Annotated in this window: 12 protein-coding genes; 10 read left to right on the top strand and 2 right to left on the bottom strand. The window is 73.7% G+C overall.

Annotation, left to right across the window (positions count from 1 at the left end):
* Positions 1 to 326 precede the first annotated feature (326 nt).
* On the top strand, positions 327 to 2,477 hold the full coding sequence (locus ACIQ9G_RS07095; protein WP_403607919.1) for a SpoIIE family protein phosphatase: 2,151 nt from the start codon (positions 327 to 329) through the stop codon (positions 2,475 to 2,477).
* A gap of 222 nt (positions 2,478 to 2,699) precedes the next feature.
* On the opposite strand, the gene ACIQ9G_RS07090 is transcribed toward ACIQ9G_RS07095, so the two are convergent.
* Complete coding sequence (locus ACIQ9G_RS07090; protein ID WP_403607306.1) at positions 2,700 to 4,166, bottom strand: S1 family peptidase; 1,467 nt, start codon at positions 4,164 to 4,166, stop codon at positions 2,700 to 2,702.
* 184 nt (positions 4,167 to 4,350) lie between these two features.
* Here ACIQ9G_RS07090 and ACIQ9G_RS07085 point away from each other — a divergent pair, with 184 nt between their 5' ends.
* From ACIQ9G_RS07085 to ACIQ9G_RS07045, 9 genes are all read left to right on the top strand, one after another.
* Positions 4,351 to 4,764 (top strand): PaaI family thioesterase, encoded by a 414-nt coding sequence (locus ACIQ9G_RS07085; protein WP_403607305.1) that lies wholly within the window; start codon positions 4,351 to 4,353, stop codon positions 4,762 to 4,764.
* 452 nt (positions 4,765 to 5,216) lie between these two features.
* The gene (locus ACIQ9G_RS07080) at positions 5,217 to 5,432 is read left to right on the top strand and encodes a type A2 lantipeptide (protein ID WP_403607304.1); all 216 of its coding nucleotides are present in this window, start codon (positions 5,217 to 5,219) and stop codon (positions 5,430 to 5,432) included.
* Between the two features lie 103 nt (positions 5,433 to 5,535).
* Positions 5,536 to 6,342 (top strand): HlyD family efflux transporter periplasmic adaptor subunit, encoded by an 807-nt coding sequence (locus ACIQ9G_RS07075; protein ID WP_403607303.1) that lies wholly within the window; start codon positions 5,536 to 5,538, stop codon positions 6,340 to 6,342.
* Entirely contained in the window at positions 6,339 to 8,564 is a 2,226-nt protein-coding gene (locus tag ACIQ9G_RS07070; RefSeq protein WP_403607302.1) for an NHLP family bacteriocin export ABC transporter peptidase/permease/ATPase subunit, read from the top strand. Before ACIQ9G_RS07075 ends, ACIQ9G_RS07070 begins: the two co-directional genes overlap by 4 nt.
* Position 8,565: 1 nt before the next feature.
* Complete coding sequence (locus tag ACIQ9G_RS07065) at positions 8,566 to 11,391, top strand: NHLP bacteriocin export ABC transporter permease/ATPase subunit (protein WP_403607301.1); 2,826 nt, start codon at positions 8,566 to 8,568, stop codon at positions 11,389 to 11,391.
* Positions 11,392 to 12,190: 799 nt separating this feature from the next.
* The gene (locus ACIQ9G_RS07060) at positions 12,191 to 13,198 is read left to right on the top strand and encodes a Ppx/GppA family phosphatase (protein ID WP_403607300.1); all 1,008 of its coding nucleotides are present in this window, start codon (positions 12,191 to 12,193) and stop codon (positions 13,196 to 13,198) included.
* A gap of 429 nt (positions 13,199 to 13,627) precedes the next feature.
* Entirely contained in the window at positions 13,628 to 14,641 is a 1,014-nt protein-coding gene (locus ACIQ9G_RS07055) for an iron-containing redox enzyme family protein (RefSeq protein WP_403607299.1), read from the top strand.
* A gap of 21 nt (positions 14,642 to 14,662) precedes the next feature.
* Positions 14,663 to 15,316 (top strand): HemK2/MTQ2 family protein methyltransferase, encoded by a 654-nt coding sequence (locus ACIQ9G_RS07050; protein WP_403607298.1) that lies wholly within the window; start codon positions 14,663 to 14,665, stop codon positions 15,314 to 15,316.
* Positions 15,297 to 15,509, top strand: coding sequence for a CDGSH iron-sulfur domain-containing protein (locus tag ACIQ9G_RS07045; RefSeq protein ID WP_403607297.1), 213 nt, complete (start codon positions 15,297 to 15,299; stop codon positions 15,507 to 15,509). The genes ACIQ9G_RS07050 and ACIQ9G_RS07045 overlap by 20 nt, the downstream gene beginning before the upstream one ends.
* A gap of 202 nt (positions 15,510 to 15,711) precedes the next feature.
* Here the strand turns inward: ACIQ9G_RS07045 and ACIQ9G_RS07040 are convergent, their stop codons facing one another.
* Entirely contained in the window at positions 15,712 to 16,146 is a 435-nt protein-coding gene (locus tag ACIQ9G_RS07040; protein ID WP_403607296.1) for a protease inhibitor, read from the bottom strand.
* Positions 16,147 to 16,195 lie beyond the last annotated feature (49 nt).

Below are 16,195 nucleotides of genomic sequence, written 5' to 3'. Positions count from 1 at the left end.
TACTCGGTGGTGGATTCCTCGATGGTGTTGAGCGCGTGCCCAATTGTTGGGGGCTCCCACCGCCCCCGGGCGCGAAGATCCGGCCATCAGGGTGCGTGGGGGCGCACGCGGGGCGCCGGCGTCCCGCCCCGTGCTTCGAGTGTGGGGGCATGGGGCGGGGGCGAGGGGGTACCCGGCCGCCTCGACCGCGCCGCGGTACTCCTGCGCGCCAACCTGTCGGAACCGGTCCGTCCGGTACGCAACCGGTGCGGGACCGCTCGCCGTGCGCCGGGCACCGCACAGGGGGAGCCTTGACCCGGGGATCCGTCGCGCGGCCGTGCGAGGAGGTGGTCGGCGTGTCCCACGGTCGGACGCCCGGACCGGGACCGGCGGCCGGTGGCCCCGGGGTCGACCGGCCACTGCTCTCCCTGGCCCTGGCCTCCATGCTGGACGAGGTCCACGCGCATTCCGGTGCCGTGTACCTGCTGTCACCGGACCGGCCGGTGCTGGAGATGGCGGTGGCGGGGGGAATGCCGCGGGCGTTCGCCGCGCCCTGGGAGCGGGTGGGGCTGAGCGCCCCGATCCCGGTCGCCCAGGCGGTGCGCGAGCGGCGGCTGGTCTGGGTCGGCGGCGAGGAGGAGATGGCCCGGCGCTATCCGCGGATCGCGGTGGTCCTGCCCTACCCGTTCGCGCTCGCCGCCCTGCCGGTGGCCACGCGGACCACCGTGTACGGCGCCGCATACGTCACCTGGCCGGCATCGCACCCTCCCGTGCTGTCCGACTGGGAGCGCGAGCATCTGACCGCTGCCTGCGACCGGCTGGCGCTGCGGCTGGAGCGGGCCGCCGCGGAGCGGCGCCCGGTGGGCCCGGAGCCCGATCTGCTCGCCGCGCCCCCGGCCGGCGGGGTGGCCGGCACGCTCGGCACGGTGGAGGCGGCGCGCATGGTGGCGCGACTGCCCTACGGTCTCGCCTCGCTCGATCTGCACGGCCGGATCTCCTACCTGAACGCGGCGGCCGCCGACCTGCTCGGCCTGCCCATCCGGGAACTGCTCGGCACCCGGCTGTGGACGTCGGTGCCGTGGCTGAACGACCCGATGTACGAGGACCGTTACCGGGCCGCGCTGATCAGCCAGCACGTCACCTCCTTCGTGGCGCTGCGCCCGCCCGGCGACTGGCTGTCGTTCCGCCTGTATCCGAGCACCACGGGCCTGAGCGTGCGGATCAGCCGGGCCCGGGCGGTGGCGGAGATGGGCCGGTCCACGCCCGAGCCCGGCGACGGGCCCTCCAGCCTGGTGACCATCTCGCATGTGCTGAGCCTGGCGGGCGCGCTGACCGAGGCGGTCGGGGTGCAGGACGTGGTCCAGCTGGTCGCGGACGAGATCGCCCCGGCGGTCGGCAGCCAGGCCCTGGTGATCCTCGGTTCGCAGTCCGGGCGGCTGCACGTGCTGGGGCACCGCGGGTACGAGGATCCGCACACCGTCGAGCGGTTCCACGGCATGCCGCTGACCGCGCCGACACCGGGCGCGCACGTACTGAGCACCGGGGTGCCCGCCTTCTTCGACTCCCTGCAGCAGTTGGAGCGGCTGTATCCGGCGCGGCACGCGACGCCGGACGGCTTCGAGGCCTGGGCCTACCTGCCGCTCATCGCCTCGGGCCGCCCGGTCGGCACCTGTGTGCTCGCGTACGCCGAGCCGCATCCGTTCCCGGCGGACGAGCGGGCCGTGCTGACGAGCCTGGGCGGGCTGATCGCGCAGGCGCTGGAGCGGGCCCGGCTGTACGACGCCAAGCACCGGCTGGCGCACGGTCTCCAGCAGGCGCTGCTGCCCCACTCGCTGCCGCGGCTGCCGGGCATCGAGGCGGCCGCGCGCTATCTGCCCGCGACGCAGGGCATGGACATCGGCGGCGACTTCTACGACCTGGTGCCGAGGCGGCAGCTGGCGGCCGCCGTGATCGGGGACGTGCAGGGGCACAACGTGACCGCGGCCGGGCTGATGGGGCAGATCCGCACTGCGGTCCGGGCGTACACGACGGTGGGGCAGGAACCGCAGGAGGTCATGCGCAGCACCAACCGGCTGCTGATCGACCTCGGCGTGGACCTGTTCGCCAGCTGCCTGTACCTGCGGCTCGATCCGGCGAACGGGTGCGCCGTGATGTCCCGCGCGGGACATCCCCCACCGCTGATCCGGCGGCCGGACGGCCGGGTGCGCGTGCTGGACCTGGCGGTGGGCCCGCTGCTGGGCATCGACGCGTGGGCCACGTATCCGACGACGCTGGTCGACTTCGCCCCCGGCTCGGTGCTCGCCCTCTACACCGACGGGCTGGTCGAGTCGCCGGGTACCGACATCGAGGACTCGCTCGTGGAACTGGGGCAGCGGCTCGCCGAGGCCGGGGACGCGCCCCTGGACGAGCTGGCCGATCTCCTGGTCCTGCACGGCGCGGCGGAGCGGGAGCGGGTCGACGACGTGGCGCTGCTGCTGCTGCGGGCGCGCGCGGGGTGACCGCCTGGGGCCGACGACTGGGGCGGGACGGCGGCGGGCGGCGGGCGGCGGGCGGCGGGCGGCGCGCAACGGCGGTGACACGCGAACGGTCCGACCCTCCCGCCGGAGGGCCGGACCGGTCCACTGGCCGACCGGAACCGCTGGGCAGGCCGGTCAGTGGCCTGTGGGGGGGTGCGTGGCGCCGGGGCGGCTCGCCCGGCGATCAGCGGGCCGGGCTGCCGGTCACTGGCTCTGGGCGATCCCGGAGCCGTCGCCGGCGCCGGACTGGTCGCCCGGGTTCACCGCGCCCGACTGGTCACCGGGGTTCGCCGTCCCGGACTGGTCGCCGGGGTTGGCCGTGCCCGACTGGTCACCGGGGTTGGCCGTCCCCGACTGGTCGCCCGGGGCGGCCGTGCCCGACTGGTCACCGGGGTTGGCCGTGCCCGACTGGTCGCCCGGGGCGGCCGTTCCGGACTGGTCTCCACCGGCCTGCTGGCCTCCACCGGCCTGCTGGCCTCCGCCCGCCTGCTGGCCTCCACCGGCCTGGCCGCCCGCGCCCGCGCCGTTGCCCGCGCCGAGTGTCGCTCCCGTCGCCTGCAGGGCGGCGGTGACCGGCTGGAAGAAGGTCTCGCCACCCGCGGTGCAGTCGCCGCTGCCGCCCGAGGTGAGGCCGACCGCGCTGCCGTCCTGGGTGAACAGGGAGCCGCCGCTGTCGCCGGCCTCGGCGCAGACGTCGGTCTGGATCAGCCCGTTGACGGTGTCGACGCCGCCCGGGTTGGTCTCGCTCTGGAAGTTGACGGTGGCGTCGAGACCGGTGACCGAGCCGTTGTGCAGGCCGGTGGTGCTGCCCATCCGGAACACCTGCTGGCCGACGGTGGCGTCGGCCGCCTTCGCGATCTGCACGGTCTGCCCGTTGCCGACGTTGACCTCGCTCGGGGCCTGGGTGGCGGGGTCGTCGTACTTGACGAGGGAGAAGTCGCTGCCGGGGAAGGTGGCCTGGTCCACCGTGGCGATCGGCTGGCCGTTCTGGGAGTCGGACCACTGCTTGGCCGCGACGCCGCAGTGACCGGCCGTCAGGAACGCGGGACTGCCGTCGCTCGCGGTGACGTTGAAGCCGAGCGAGCAGCGGACCCCGCCGCCCTGTGTCTGGGCGAAGATGGCGTCGCCGCCCGAGACGAAGGTCTTGAAGGCCCCGGCGGACTTCTTCAGGGTCGCCGTCCCGGAGCCGAGGCCCTGGACGGTGGACTGCAGTCTGTCCCACTTGGCGCCGGTGACGGTCTTGTCGGCGGTGACGACGACCTTGTTCGTGCGCGGGTCGACGGCCCAGGCCGTACCGGGGATGGTGGCCTTCGCCTTCAGGGTCCGTGCGGCGGACTTGAGTTCGGCGGTGGTGTTCTGCACCTGGCGGACGGCGGCACCGGCCTTCTTCGCCTGGACGATCACGTTCTTGTCGCCGCTCACCACGTTGACGACGAGTTGCTGCTTGCCGGCGTCGTAGTAGGACCCGGCGATGGAGTCGCCGAGCGCTTTGGCGAGCTGCGAGGCGAGGTCCGAGGCGTCCGCCGCCTTGAGCGTCCTGGGGGTGGCGTTGTCCGCCGCGCCGTCCTGGGAGGCGTTGGCGTTGGGGAGCAGCAGAGCCGCCGCTCCGAGCGCCGCCACGCTGCCTGCCGCTATCGCGGCCTTGCGCTTCGGAATTCGCTTGTGACTCAAACTTCTCGACCTCCAAGGGACGGGGTCTGTGCCGCCGTTCGGCAGCTGCTGGGGGGCGCCTGGATGGCTGTTGGTACGCACGGGGCACGCGGGGCGTTCAACTCCGCTCGCCGGCCCCTCCCGTGGCAGGCCGAATCGGCCAACTCCCGCGCCTGGCCCTGCGGTGCCGGGGACAATCCCCCTCATGACGATGACCACCGCCGAAGCCGGCAAGATCCTCGACGACAACTTCGCCCCCTGGGTCCTCGAACTCGGCCTGCGCGTGGAGACGTTGGGCCCGGACCGCGCGATCCTGCGACTGCCCTGGTCGGCGCGGCTGGCCCGCGAGGGCGGGGCGCTTTCCGGGCAGGCGCTGATGGCCGCCGCCGACACGGCGACCGTGATCGCGGTCGCGGCCGCGCGCGGCGGCTACGTGCCGATGACGACGGTGCAGCAGTCGACGTCGTTCCAGCGGGCGGTGACCGGCTCGGATGTCCTGATCGAAGCGGTCCTGACCAAGCTGGGCCGCCGGATGGCGTTCGCGGACATCACGCTCACGGACGAGGGCGCCGGTGCGCTCGCGGCGCGGGCGAGCACGGTGTACGCCCTGCTCGGCTGACACGCTCCGCGACCGAACGATCTCTCTCCGTCGTCCACGGGGCACGGAATCCCGGCTTCAGCGAATCTGCACATTGAATACTCAACGAAGTCACCGGACTCGTCGGATCTGCACAACCGCGCGCCCCCGGCGAGTCCTTTGGCGCGGAGTGCCGGATTCGCCGCCGTACTCGCAAGTATCCGGGCGCGCCGATGCGGTGCCGCGTGTGAAGAAGTCGCCGACAAGTCGTGCCGACACCCTCACGGATGACCGCCGCCCGGCAACAAGTCCGCAGGTGAGAAGGCTGGTTGATTGGAGGCGACGCGTCGCCGCGTGCTTTGATCCCTCACATCGCGGGAATCGCAACGGGCTCGGGGAACGGGCCCGCGGTACCCGCGGAGGCGGCGTCCGTCTGTCCCCAGATGGGGCCGCTCCCCCTTGTGAGAGATATCCATACGAAGGGAAGTTCCATCATGAACTCCACCCCCCAGGTCGAGACCGTCGAGATCTCCGACGCCGAGCTCGACAACGTCTCCGGCGGTCTGGCCCTGAACGCCCTGGGCACCGCCACCGGCGTGGTGGACAGCGTCGCCCCGGTCTCCGGCCTGGCCGACACGACCATCGGCACCGTCCAGGGTGTCACCGGCCTGAACGTGGCCCCCGCCGCCAACCTGGTCGCCGGTCTCTGATCGCGTCTCGTTGCCGTTGAGTCCCGGAGCCGTATGCCGGTTCCGGGATTCTCGGGTGCCGTAAAAGATCCGTCCCGCACGTCCCACAGGTGAGGGAAGTTCCGTGCAGTTCCGCCAACAGGCCCTCGCCAAGCTCCAGTCGCCGGAGGAACTCGACCTTCCGGTGCGGCTCGCCCGCCCCCAGGGGTGGCTCGTGCTGTCCGTCGCGCTGGTCGCCATGGCCGCCGCCTCCGTCTGGGCCGTGACGGGATCCGTGGCCTCCACGGTCGGCGCGCAGGCCATCCTCACGCACGGGCAGGGCAGTTACCTCCTGCAGAGCCCGGTCGCCGGCCAGGTCACCGCGGTCCTCGCCGAGGAGGGCCAACGGCTGCCCGCGGGCGCGCCCGTGGTGAAGGTCCGTACGGGCCAGGGCGACCAGGTGGTCCGCACGGTCGCCGCGGGCAGGGTCACCGCGCTCGCCGCCACCATCGGCCAGATCGTCCAGACCGGCGCGAACATCGCCGCCGTCGAGAAGGTCGCCCACGCCTCGGACCCGCTGTACGCGACCGTGTACGTCCCCGCCGAGAACGCCGCCGCCATCCCCGCCCACGCCTCCGTCGACCTGACCGTCGCCTCGGTGCCGACACAGCGGTACGGAGTGCTGCGCGGCCATGTGAAGTCGGTCGACCGCACCGCCGAGTCGGCCCAGCGGATCGCCGCGTTCCTCGGCGACGCCCAGCTGGGCGAGCAGTTCACGAGGGAGGGCCGTCCGGTCGCCGTCCTCGTCCGGCTCGATCCGTCGTCCGCCACGAAGAGCGGCTACCGCTGGTCCTCCGCGGACGGCCCCCCTTACCGGCTGGACTCCATGACCCTGGCCACGGCCTCCATCCGCCTGGCCGACCAGCGTCCGCTCGATTGGCTGCTGCCGTGACCACCGCCCAGGAAACCCGCGGCCGCCGGCGGGCCGCCCCGCCCAAGCGCCGCCCGGTCCCCAAGGGGCGGGGGAAGACCGTCCGCACCCCCACGGTGCTCCAGATGGAGGCCGTGGAGTGCGGCGCCGCCTCGCTCGCGATGGTGCTCGGCCACTACGGCCGCCATGTCCCGCTGGAGGAGCTGCGCATCGCCTGCGGCGTCTCGCGGGACGGCTCGCGCGCCAGCAACCTGCTCAAGGCGGCCCGCAGTTACGGCCTGACCGCCAAGGGCATGCAGATGGACACCGCCGCCCTCGCCGAGGTGAAGGCACCGGCCGTCCTGTTCTGGGAGTTCAACCACTACGTCGTCTACGACGGCATGGGCCGCCGGCTGGGCCGGCGCGGGGTCTACATCAACGACCCCGCCAAGGGCCGCCGTTTCGTCCCCATGGAGGACTTCGACAGCAGCTTCACCGGCGTGGTGCTGGTGATGGAGCCGGGCCGGGACTTCGAGCGCGGGGGCCGCAAGCCCGGGGTCCTCGGCGCCATGCCGGCCCGGCTGCGCGGCACCGCGGGCACGATGCCCGCCGCCGTGCTGTCGAGCCTGCTGCTGGTGGCGGTCGGCGCGGCGGTGCCCGCGCTCAGCCGCACCTACATCGACATGTTCCTGATCGGCGGGCAGACCTCTCTGCTGGGCGTGCTGTTCGCGTCGATGGGCGCGTGTGTGCTGCTCACGGTGGTGCTGACGTGGCTGCAGCAGGCGAACCTGCTCCATGGCCGGATCATCTCCTCCACCCTCTCCAGCGCCCGCTTCCTGCGCCATCTGCTGCGTCTGCCGGTGACGTTCTTCGCCCAGCGCAGCCCCGCCGACCTGGTGCAGCGTCTGCAGTCCAACGACCAGGTGGCCGAGACCCTGGCCCGCGACCTCGCGGCGGCGGGTGTGGACGCGGTCGTGGTGGTGCTGTACGCGATCCTGCTCTACACCTACGACCCGCAGCTGACGTTCGTCGGCATCGGCGTCGCGCTGCTCAACGTCGTGGCGATGCGGGTCGTCGTACGGCTGCGCGCGACGCGGACGGCGAAGCTGCGCGCCGACACCGCCCGGCTCACCAACACCGCCTACACCGGTCTTCAGCTGATCGAGACGATGAAGGCGACCGGCGGCGAGGACGGCTATTTCCGCAAGTGGGCGGGGCAGCACGCCACCACGTTGGAGGAGCAGCAGCGCCTCGGCGTGCCGAGCGCCTGGCTGGGCGTGGTCGCGCCGACCCTGGCGACGCTCAACAGCGCGCTGATTCTGTGGATCGGCGGGATGCGCGCGGTCGAGGGCCACATCTCGGTCGGTCTGCTGGTCGCCTTCCAGGCGCTGGTGACCCGGTTCACCGCGCCCCTCACCCGCCTCAACGGCGTCGCCGGACGCATCCAGGACTTCGCGGCGGACGTGGCCCGGCTCAAGGACGTGGAGAACTTCCAGGCGGACCCGCTCTACGCCCGCGCGGGCACCGGCGAGTCCACCCGCCGGCTGCACGGCCATGTGGAGCTGGAGAACATCACCTTCGGTTACAGCCCCCTGGACAAGCCGCTGCTCACCGGTTTCGACCTGATCGTGGGGCCGGGGCAGCAGGTGGCCCTGGTCGGCGGCTCCGGCAGCGGCAAGTCCACGGTGTCCCGCCTCATCTCGGGCCTGTACTCGCCCTGGGAGGGCGTGATCCGCATCGACGGGCAGCGGCTGGAGGACATCCCGCGCGGCGCGCTCGCGGCCTCGGTGTCCTTCGTCGACCAGGAGGTGTTCCTGTTCGAGGGCACGGTCCGCGACAACGTGGCGCTGTGGGACCCCTCCATCCCGGACGACGCGGTGACGGAGGCGCTCAGGGACGCGGCACTGTACGACGTGGTCGTGCGACGGCCCGGCGGCATCCACAGCCGGGTCGAGCAGGACGGCCGCAACTTCTCCGGCGGGCAGCGCCAGCGCCTGGAGATCGCCCGGGCGCTGGTGCGCCGGCCGAGCATCCTCGTGCTCGACGAGGTGACCAGCGCCCTGGACGCCGAGACCGAGCAGCTGGTGATGGACAACCTGCGGCGGCGCGGCTGCGCCTGCGTGGTGATCGCGCACCGGCTCAGCACCGTGCGCGACAGCGACGAGATCGTCGTGCTCCAGCACGGCACGGTCGTCGAACGCGGGCGGCACGAGGAGCTGGTGGCGCGCGGCGGAGCGTACGCCGCGCTGGTCAGGGAGCGATGAGATGACGTCCCTTCACGAGGGTCACCAGGGCGACGTGGTTCTGGGCGCGCTCGGGTCCCTGGGCACGCCGGTCGACTGCGCCGGGTTCAACCGGCTCGACCTGGAGGGCCCGCAGGTGCTGTGGCTGGTCGCGGCCGGCGCGGTGGACCTGTTCGCGGTCGACGAGGTGCAGCAGGGCCACTGGCACCACCTGGGCCGGCTGGAGGCGGGCTCGCTGCTGCTCGGCCCGGTCGCCGGCCCGCAGCACACGCTCATCGCGCGCCCCCTGCGGGACTGCGTGGTGCGCCGCGTCGAGCTGCGCGAGCTGTACCAGCCGGCGAACACGCAGACCTGGTCGTACGACGAGTACGGCAACCCGCAGTACGTGCCGCCGGCGACCAGCCCGCTGGAGTACGCCGTCGCGCTCGGCGTCGGCCGCAGCCTGTCCGTCCTGTTCCAGGCGCCCATGGCCGAGGAGCGGGCGGCCGCGCCCACCGACGACGACGTCTTCTGGATGCAGGTGCCGCCGGGCAGTGTCCAGTACGGGGCGCTGTACGGCGCCGAGGCGGCCGCGGACCTGCTGATGGACCCGGCGCTGTGGCAGAGCATGGTCGACCAGCAGTACCGGCTGCTGACCGCGCTGGACCGCTGGATCGAGCAGCTGGAGCGCACCCACGAGAACCGCACGGCGGAGGGCATCAAGGCCGGTGAGGCGGTCCGCGCGCAGGCCGACCGGACCCTGCTGGCGTCCATCGGCCGCTCCTCGGCGCAGCGGACCACGGCCGCCGACGCCGACGCCACCTACGCCGCCTGCAAGCTGGTCGCGCGCGCGGCCGGGATCACCCTCGCCGAACCCGCGCAGAGCGGCACGGAGAGCGACCGTCTCGATCCCGTCGAAACGGTCGCCCTGGCCTCCCGGGTGCGCACCCGTGCCGTACGCCTGTACGGCCGCTGGTGGCGGGAGAACGTGGGCCCCCTGGTGGGACACCGGGCGCTGTCGGGCGCGCCGGTCGCCCTGCTGTGGCGGCGCGGCGGGTACGTCGCGGTGCATCCGGCCACCGGCCGGGAGACCCCGATCGAGAAGGCGAACGCGGAGGAGTTCGAACCGCGTGCCGTGATGTTCTACCGCCCGCTGCCCGATCGCGGGCTCGGCCCGGCCGGGCTGCTGCGGTTCACCCTGCGCGGCACCGGCAGCGACGTGCTCAACCTCCTGCTCAGCGGCCTGGTGACGGTCGCCATCGGCGCCCTGGTGCCGGTGGCCACCGGAAAGGTGCTGGGGCAGTACGTGCCGAAGGCCCAGCAGGGGCTCATCGTGCAGGTCTGCCTGGCGGTGATGATCAGCAGCGTGGTGGCGGCGGCATTCATGCTTCTGGAGAACCTGACCATCCTGCGGCTGGAGGGCCGGATCGAGGCCACCCTGCAACCGGCGGTCTGGGACCGGCTGTTGCGGCTGCCGACGAAGTTCTTCACCGAGCGCTCCACGGGCGAGCTGGCGAGCGCGGCCATGGGCATCAGCGCGATCCGCCGTCTGCTGGCGGGCGTCGGCCCGGTCGTCGCCCAGTCGGTGACCGTGGGCGTGATGAACCTGGTCCTGCTGTTCTGGTTCAGCGCGTCCATGGCGCTGGCGGCGATCGGCATGCTCGTCGTCATCGCCGCCGTGTTCCTGGGCCTCGGGCTGTGGCAGGTGCGCTGGCAGCGGAGGCTGGTGGTGCTCGGCAACAAGCTGAACAACCGGGCGTTCCAGACACTGCGCGGGCTGCCGAAGCTGCGGGTGGCGGCGGCCGAGAACTACGCGTACGCGGCCTGGGCGTCGGAGTTCGCGCGCAGCCGTGAGCTGCAGCAGAAGGTGGGCCGCATCAAGAACCTCACCACGGTGATGGGCGCGGTCTACCTGCCGGTGTGCACCCTGCTGATGTTCATGCTGCTGGCGGGCCCGGCGCGCGGGTCGATGTCGGCGGCCGCGTTCCTCACCTTCAACACCTCGGTGACCATGCTGCTGACCTCCGTCACCCAGCTGACCGGAGCCTTCGTCTCGGCCGTGGCCGCGCTGCCGCTGTACGAGGAGATCAAGCCGGTGCTGGACGCGGTGCCGGAGGTGCGGGAGGCGAGCACCCGGCCCGGCCCGCTGTCCGGCGCGATCGAGGCGCGCCGGCTGTCGTTCCGGTACGCCGACGACGGGCCGCTGGTGCTGGACGACGTGTCGTTCGAGGTGCGGCCGGGCGAGTTCGTGGCGATCGTCGGCCCGAGCGGCTGCGGCAAGTCCACCCTGCTGCGGCTGCTGATCGGCTTCGACCGTCCGGTGTCCGGCGGTGTGCTGTACGACGGTCAGGACCTCGCGGCCCTCGACCAGTCGGCGGTGCGGCGGCAGTGCGGGGTGGTCCTCCAGCACGCCCAGCCGTTCAACGGCTCGATCCTGGACGTCATCCGGGGCACCGAGCCGTGCACGCCGGAGGAGGCCATGGCGGCGGCGGAGATGGCGGGGCTCGCCGAGGACATCAAGCGGATGCCGATGGGGCTGCACACCATCGTCGCGGGCAGCGGGGCGGTCTCCGGCGGGCAGCGGCAGCGCCTGATGATCGCCCAGGCCCTGGTGCGGCGCCCGCGGATCCTCTTCTTCGACGAGGCGACCAGCGCCCTGGACAACGACACGCAGCGAACGGTGATCGAGAGCACCCGCAAGCTCAACGCGACGCGGATCGTCATCGCGCACCGCCTGTCGACGGTGCTGGACGCCGACCGGGTCATCGTGATGGAGGACGGCAAGGTCGCCCAGCAGGGGGCGCCGGCCGAACTGCTCGCCGACACCGGCGGGCGCCTCCACGAACTGGTCCGCCGCCAGCTGGCGTGAGCGTGACGTCGACGGCGAAGGCCCGCACCCCGAGTCCGGCCGGCTGCGCCGTCACCCTGCCGGGGCCGCGGCCCGGATCCGCGACCGCCTTCTTGCCGGCGGCCCCGCACGAGTTCGGCGAACGCGGACAGCATCGCGCGGGACAGCGGGTCCGGTTCGGCCGGGGCGGGGGCGTGTCGGGCGTGGTCGACGGCGACGGTGCCGTAGGACTCCCGGACGGCGGCGAGGTGGGAGGGCTCGGTCACGCGGCGAATCCAGACGGGAGGAGGACGGAGCGGAGGGGCGACGGTCCGTCAACTCCCGGTCGCGGTGGGCGATGTCCGCGTCTGCCCTTACAGTGGGCACCCGCTGCCATACGGCGTGAAAACCGCAGACACAACGCAGACACAGCACAGACAGGAAGGTCCAGGCAACGTGTTCCAAGACGCCCCCATCTACCACCGGCTGGTCGCCGAGCGCGGCGACGTGCCCGCCCGAGTCCGTGACGCGGCCCTGCACATACATCGCGAACTCGAGGGTGTGATGGGCCGGTCGCTCGCCTCGTACCAGCCGGGCCCCCCGGCCACGAGCGCGCCACCGCGGCCGTACTCGGCACTGCCACCAGGCTTGTAGGGCGGCGACGCCCGGAGCTACGACACCCGCGGCGCGCGTCAGGGCGCCGCGGGCACCCGCCGGCCGACGCGCCCCGCCGCCCCGGAGTCGTCGGTCTGGGCCCGACGCGGTGGGGTGGCGGCGCGAAGACAGCCTCGTCCGCCCCGGAGCGGCGTACGAGACCGCTGGACTGGGTACCCACCGGCCCATGCGGACAAGCGTGGTGGATGTGGGGTCGAACACCGTCCGGCTGATGGTGGCGGACGCGGAGGGCGGGGTGCCGTTGCCCGTCCACACCGCCAAGTGGCGTCTGCGGCTGTCGGAACAGGTCAGACCCGGGGAGCGCATCCCGGAGGAGGCCGTGGAGCGGCTGGTCGAGGCGGTCGCCGAGGCGAGCGCGACGGCGTCCCGGTGGGGCGCGTCCGGTCCGCTGGCCTTCGCCACCGCCGTGGTGCGCGGCGCGCCGAACCGGCTGGAGGTGCTGCGGGCGGTCCGGACGCGGACCGGGGTCGCGCTGTGCACGCTGCCCGGAGAGGTCGAGGCCGAGCTCACGTTCCTCGGGGCGCGGCGCTGGATGGGGTGGCGGTCGGGTCCGCTCGCCCTGCTGGACATCGGCGGCGGTTCACTCGAAGTCGCCTTCGGCCGTGGCCGGTTGCCGGACTTCGTGGCCTCGCTGCCGCTGGGCGCGGGGCGGCTGACCCATCAGTTCCTCACGCCCGAGGACCCGCCGTCCCCGGAGCGGCTGAAGGCGCTGCGGCGCGAGGTCCGGCATCAACTGCGGGACGCGGCCGCCCGGATCCGCTGGGAGGGGCCGCGCACCGCGGTGGCGACCTCGCGCACCTTCCAGCAGCTCGGGCGGCTGTGCGGGGCCGCGCCCGGACGTTACGGACCCTTCGTGGAGCGTCCGTTGCGCCGGGCGGACCTCAAAGAGGCGATCGACCGGCTGGCCGCCCTGCCCGCCGCCGCCCGCGCCGCGCTCCCGGGCATCTCCGCGCCGCGCGCCGCGCAGAGCCTGGCCGGCGCGGTGGTCGCGCACACGGCGATGAAGCTCACCGGCATCTCCGCGGTCACCATCTGTCCCTGGGCCATCCGCGAGGGGGTGCTGCTGCGGCACATCGAGGACGGCCCCGCCTGGTGGGCGGAGATGTCCCGCCGCAGCGAGGAGGTCGGCCCGCCCGACCCGCTCCCCCTGCGCGTCGCGACCGCCACGAACTGAGAGGGGACGCGCCGGGGAGCCCCCGCCCCGACCGGCCCGACCCGGGCCTCGACCGTCCCCGACGCCACCAGCGCCCCGCACGGCCACCGGCACCCGCCCCCTTGCCGGGGGGCTCGGACCCATGCCGGGGACTCGATCCCATGCCGGGGACTCGATCCCATGCCGGGGGGCGATCCCATGCCGGGCGCTCGACCCACTCCGGGGGCCCCACACCGGGGACCCGCCCTGCGCCGGGGGCTCGACCCCATGCCGGGGGGGCGGCGCCATGCCGGGTCGGGGAGCCCCGGCCCCGACCGGCCCCGACCGGCCCCGACCGGCCCCGACGCCACCAGCGCCCCGCACGGCCACGGGCACCCATGCCCGAAGCACCGCACGCCCCGTCTCACCCAGCCCCGGGTGTCACCCGCCCCTCCCGGGTACCCGAGCCCCATGAACCACGATCGCCGAGGACCCGAGCTGCCTCCCGCGCGGGGTCCGATCTCCGCCGCCGTCATCGCGTATCTGCTCGGTCGCGGGCCGCTGCCCGGCGCCGAGGAGACCGGCGGCGCGGACGCCTACGGTGACGACCTGCAGCTCGCCCTGTACCTCTGCTACGAGCTGCACTACCGCGGGTTCGCGGGCGTCGCCCCGGAGCGCGAATGGGACCCGGACCTGCTGCGGGTGCGGGCGGCGCTGGAACACCGCTTCCTGTCCGCCCTGCGCGCCGACACGCCCGCGCACGCCAGTCTCGACGACGCGCTCGCCGCGCTCCTCGTCGAACCGGTCGAGGGCACGGGCGTCTCCCACTACCTGCGGGACGAGGGCGAGCTGTGGCAGCTGCGCGAGTACGCGGCCCAGCGCTCCCTGTACCACCTCAAGGAGGCCGACCCGCACGCCTGGGTGCTGCCGCGGCTGTGGGGACGGGCCAAGGCGGCGATGGCGGCGGTGGAGTACGACGAGTTCGGCGGCGGCCGTCCGGACCGGGTGCACGCCCGCCTGTTCGCGGACCTGATGACCGACCTGGACCTGGACACGGCGTACGGCCGCCACCTGGACGCGGCCTCGGCGGAACTGCTGGCCATCGTGAACATGATGTCCCTGTTCGGGCTGCACCGGGAGCTGCGGGGCGCCCTGGTCGGCCACTTCGCCGCGGTGGAGATCACCTCCTCCCCCGGCTCGCGGCGGCTGGCCGAGGCGATGCGCCGCACCGGCGCCGGCCCGGCCGCGGAGTTCTTCTACGACGAGCACGTCGAGGCGGACGCGGTGCACGAGCAGGTGGTTCGCCACGACGTCATCGGCGGGCTGCTGGCCGAGGAGCCGCATCTGGCGGCCGACATCGCCTTCGGCATCGACGCGACCGAACACCTGGAGGGCCGCTTCGCCGCCCGGCTGCTCGCCGACTGGCGGGCGGGCCGGTCCTCGCTGCGCACCCCACTCCCGGCCTCCATGACCCATATCTCCTGATTGTCTGGGTACCCGTGTCCTGTGCATCCACTGGTACTCCCGGGCGTCTACGCCCCTCAGGACGACACCGCCCTGCTGGCCGAGGCGCTGGCCGGCGAAACCCTCCCGCCCGGCGCGCGGGTGCTCGACGTGGGCACCGGCAGCGGCTCGCTGGCACTCGAGGCCGCCCGGCGGGGCGCCGAGGTGACCGCCGTCGACGTCTCCCGCCGGGCGGTGTGGACGGCGCGGCTCAACGCGTGGCTGGCCCGCCTGCCGGTCCACATCCGGCGCGGCAACCTCTTCGGTCCGGTGCGCGGCGGATCCTTCGACGTCATCCTCGCCAACCCGCCCTATGTGCCGGCGCCCGCCGCGCGAGGCGAGCCGCGGGGCAGGTCCCGTGCCTGGGACGCGGGGCACGACGGGCGGCTGGTGCTGGACCGGCTCTGCCGGGACGCGCCCGCCCTGCTGCGGCCCGGAGGCGTCCTGCTGATCGTCCATTCCGCGCTGAGCGGGCCCGGCCACACCCTGGACCGGCTGCGTGCGGCAGGGCTCAAGGCCTCCGTGGTGCGCCGCCGGTGGATCGCCCTCGGGCCCGTCCTGCGGGCCCGGCGGGGCTGGCTGCGGGAGCGCGGTCTGCTCTCCGCGGCCGACGAGAAGGAAGAGTTGGTGGTCATCCGTGCCGAACGCCCCCTCTGACGGCCCCCGTCCGGACCCGCCCCGCCGGGTCACCATGCGGCGGCGCGGGCCGATCCTCGTGGACGGCCCCGTAGAGGTCGAACTGGAGGACGGCACCACCGTCTCCTCCGACCGCTTCCGGGTCGCCCTGTGCACCTGCCGCCGCAGCCGCCGCTACCCGTGGTGCGACACCAGCCACCGCGACCGGGCCTGAGCCCGCGGGAACGAGAACGCTCCGCGTCCGGCCGGCGGACCGGCGGAACACGGAGCGAAGGTGATACCAGGGGTCGGCGGGCGGCCCCACTCCGCCCGGCCGACCCCTGGTGCGAGATCGCCGTGGTCCCCGCGACAGGGGCTCGCACTCCCCAGCTACGGGACCCTTCAGTTGTTTCACGGGGACGGCGCGATCCCGGTCCCTAGAACGCGAAGACGCTCGACATGGCGGCGTCCTTCACGCACGTGTTGGCGAAGGTGCGCTCGTAGGAGACGCGCTTGCCCTGCCAGACGCCGGCGGCCGTGACGACCACCGGGTTGTACTCCTTGGTGCACAGCACGTCCCGCTTGACCGTCAGGGCGTCGAAGTCCCCGCCGGCGGCGCGCAGTTCCGCGCAGGCCAGGGCCGGCGCCGGATGGGTGCCGGAGGACGTGGGGGCGCAGCCCAGGGTGACGGCACGCTCGGGGGTCGCGGCCGCCGCGCTCTCGCCGTGGCCCACGGTGAGCACCAGGGCCGAGGGGGCGTAGAGCGAGGCGGGGGCGCTGGACGGGGTGGCGAGCGCGGCCCCGGCGAGGGGTCCGCAGACGGCGGTGGCCGTCAGGCCGAGAGTCGCTGCCCAGCGCGCGGTGTTCCGCATTGTGTGCTTCCTTCCGCTCGAGATTTCTTCGATGAGAGATACCGGAGCC

It is taken from the genome of Streptomyces sp. NPDC096152 (assembly GCF_044763235.1).
In the GTDB taxonomy this organism is placed as follows: Bacteria; Actinomycetota; Actinomycetes; order Streptomycetales; family Streptomycetaceae; genus Streptomyces.
The sequence above is the reverse complement of the archived record's forward strand: the minus strand, read 5'-3'. Positions and strand labels throughout refer to the sequence as shown.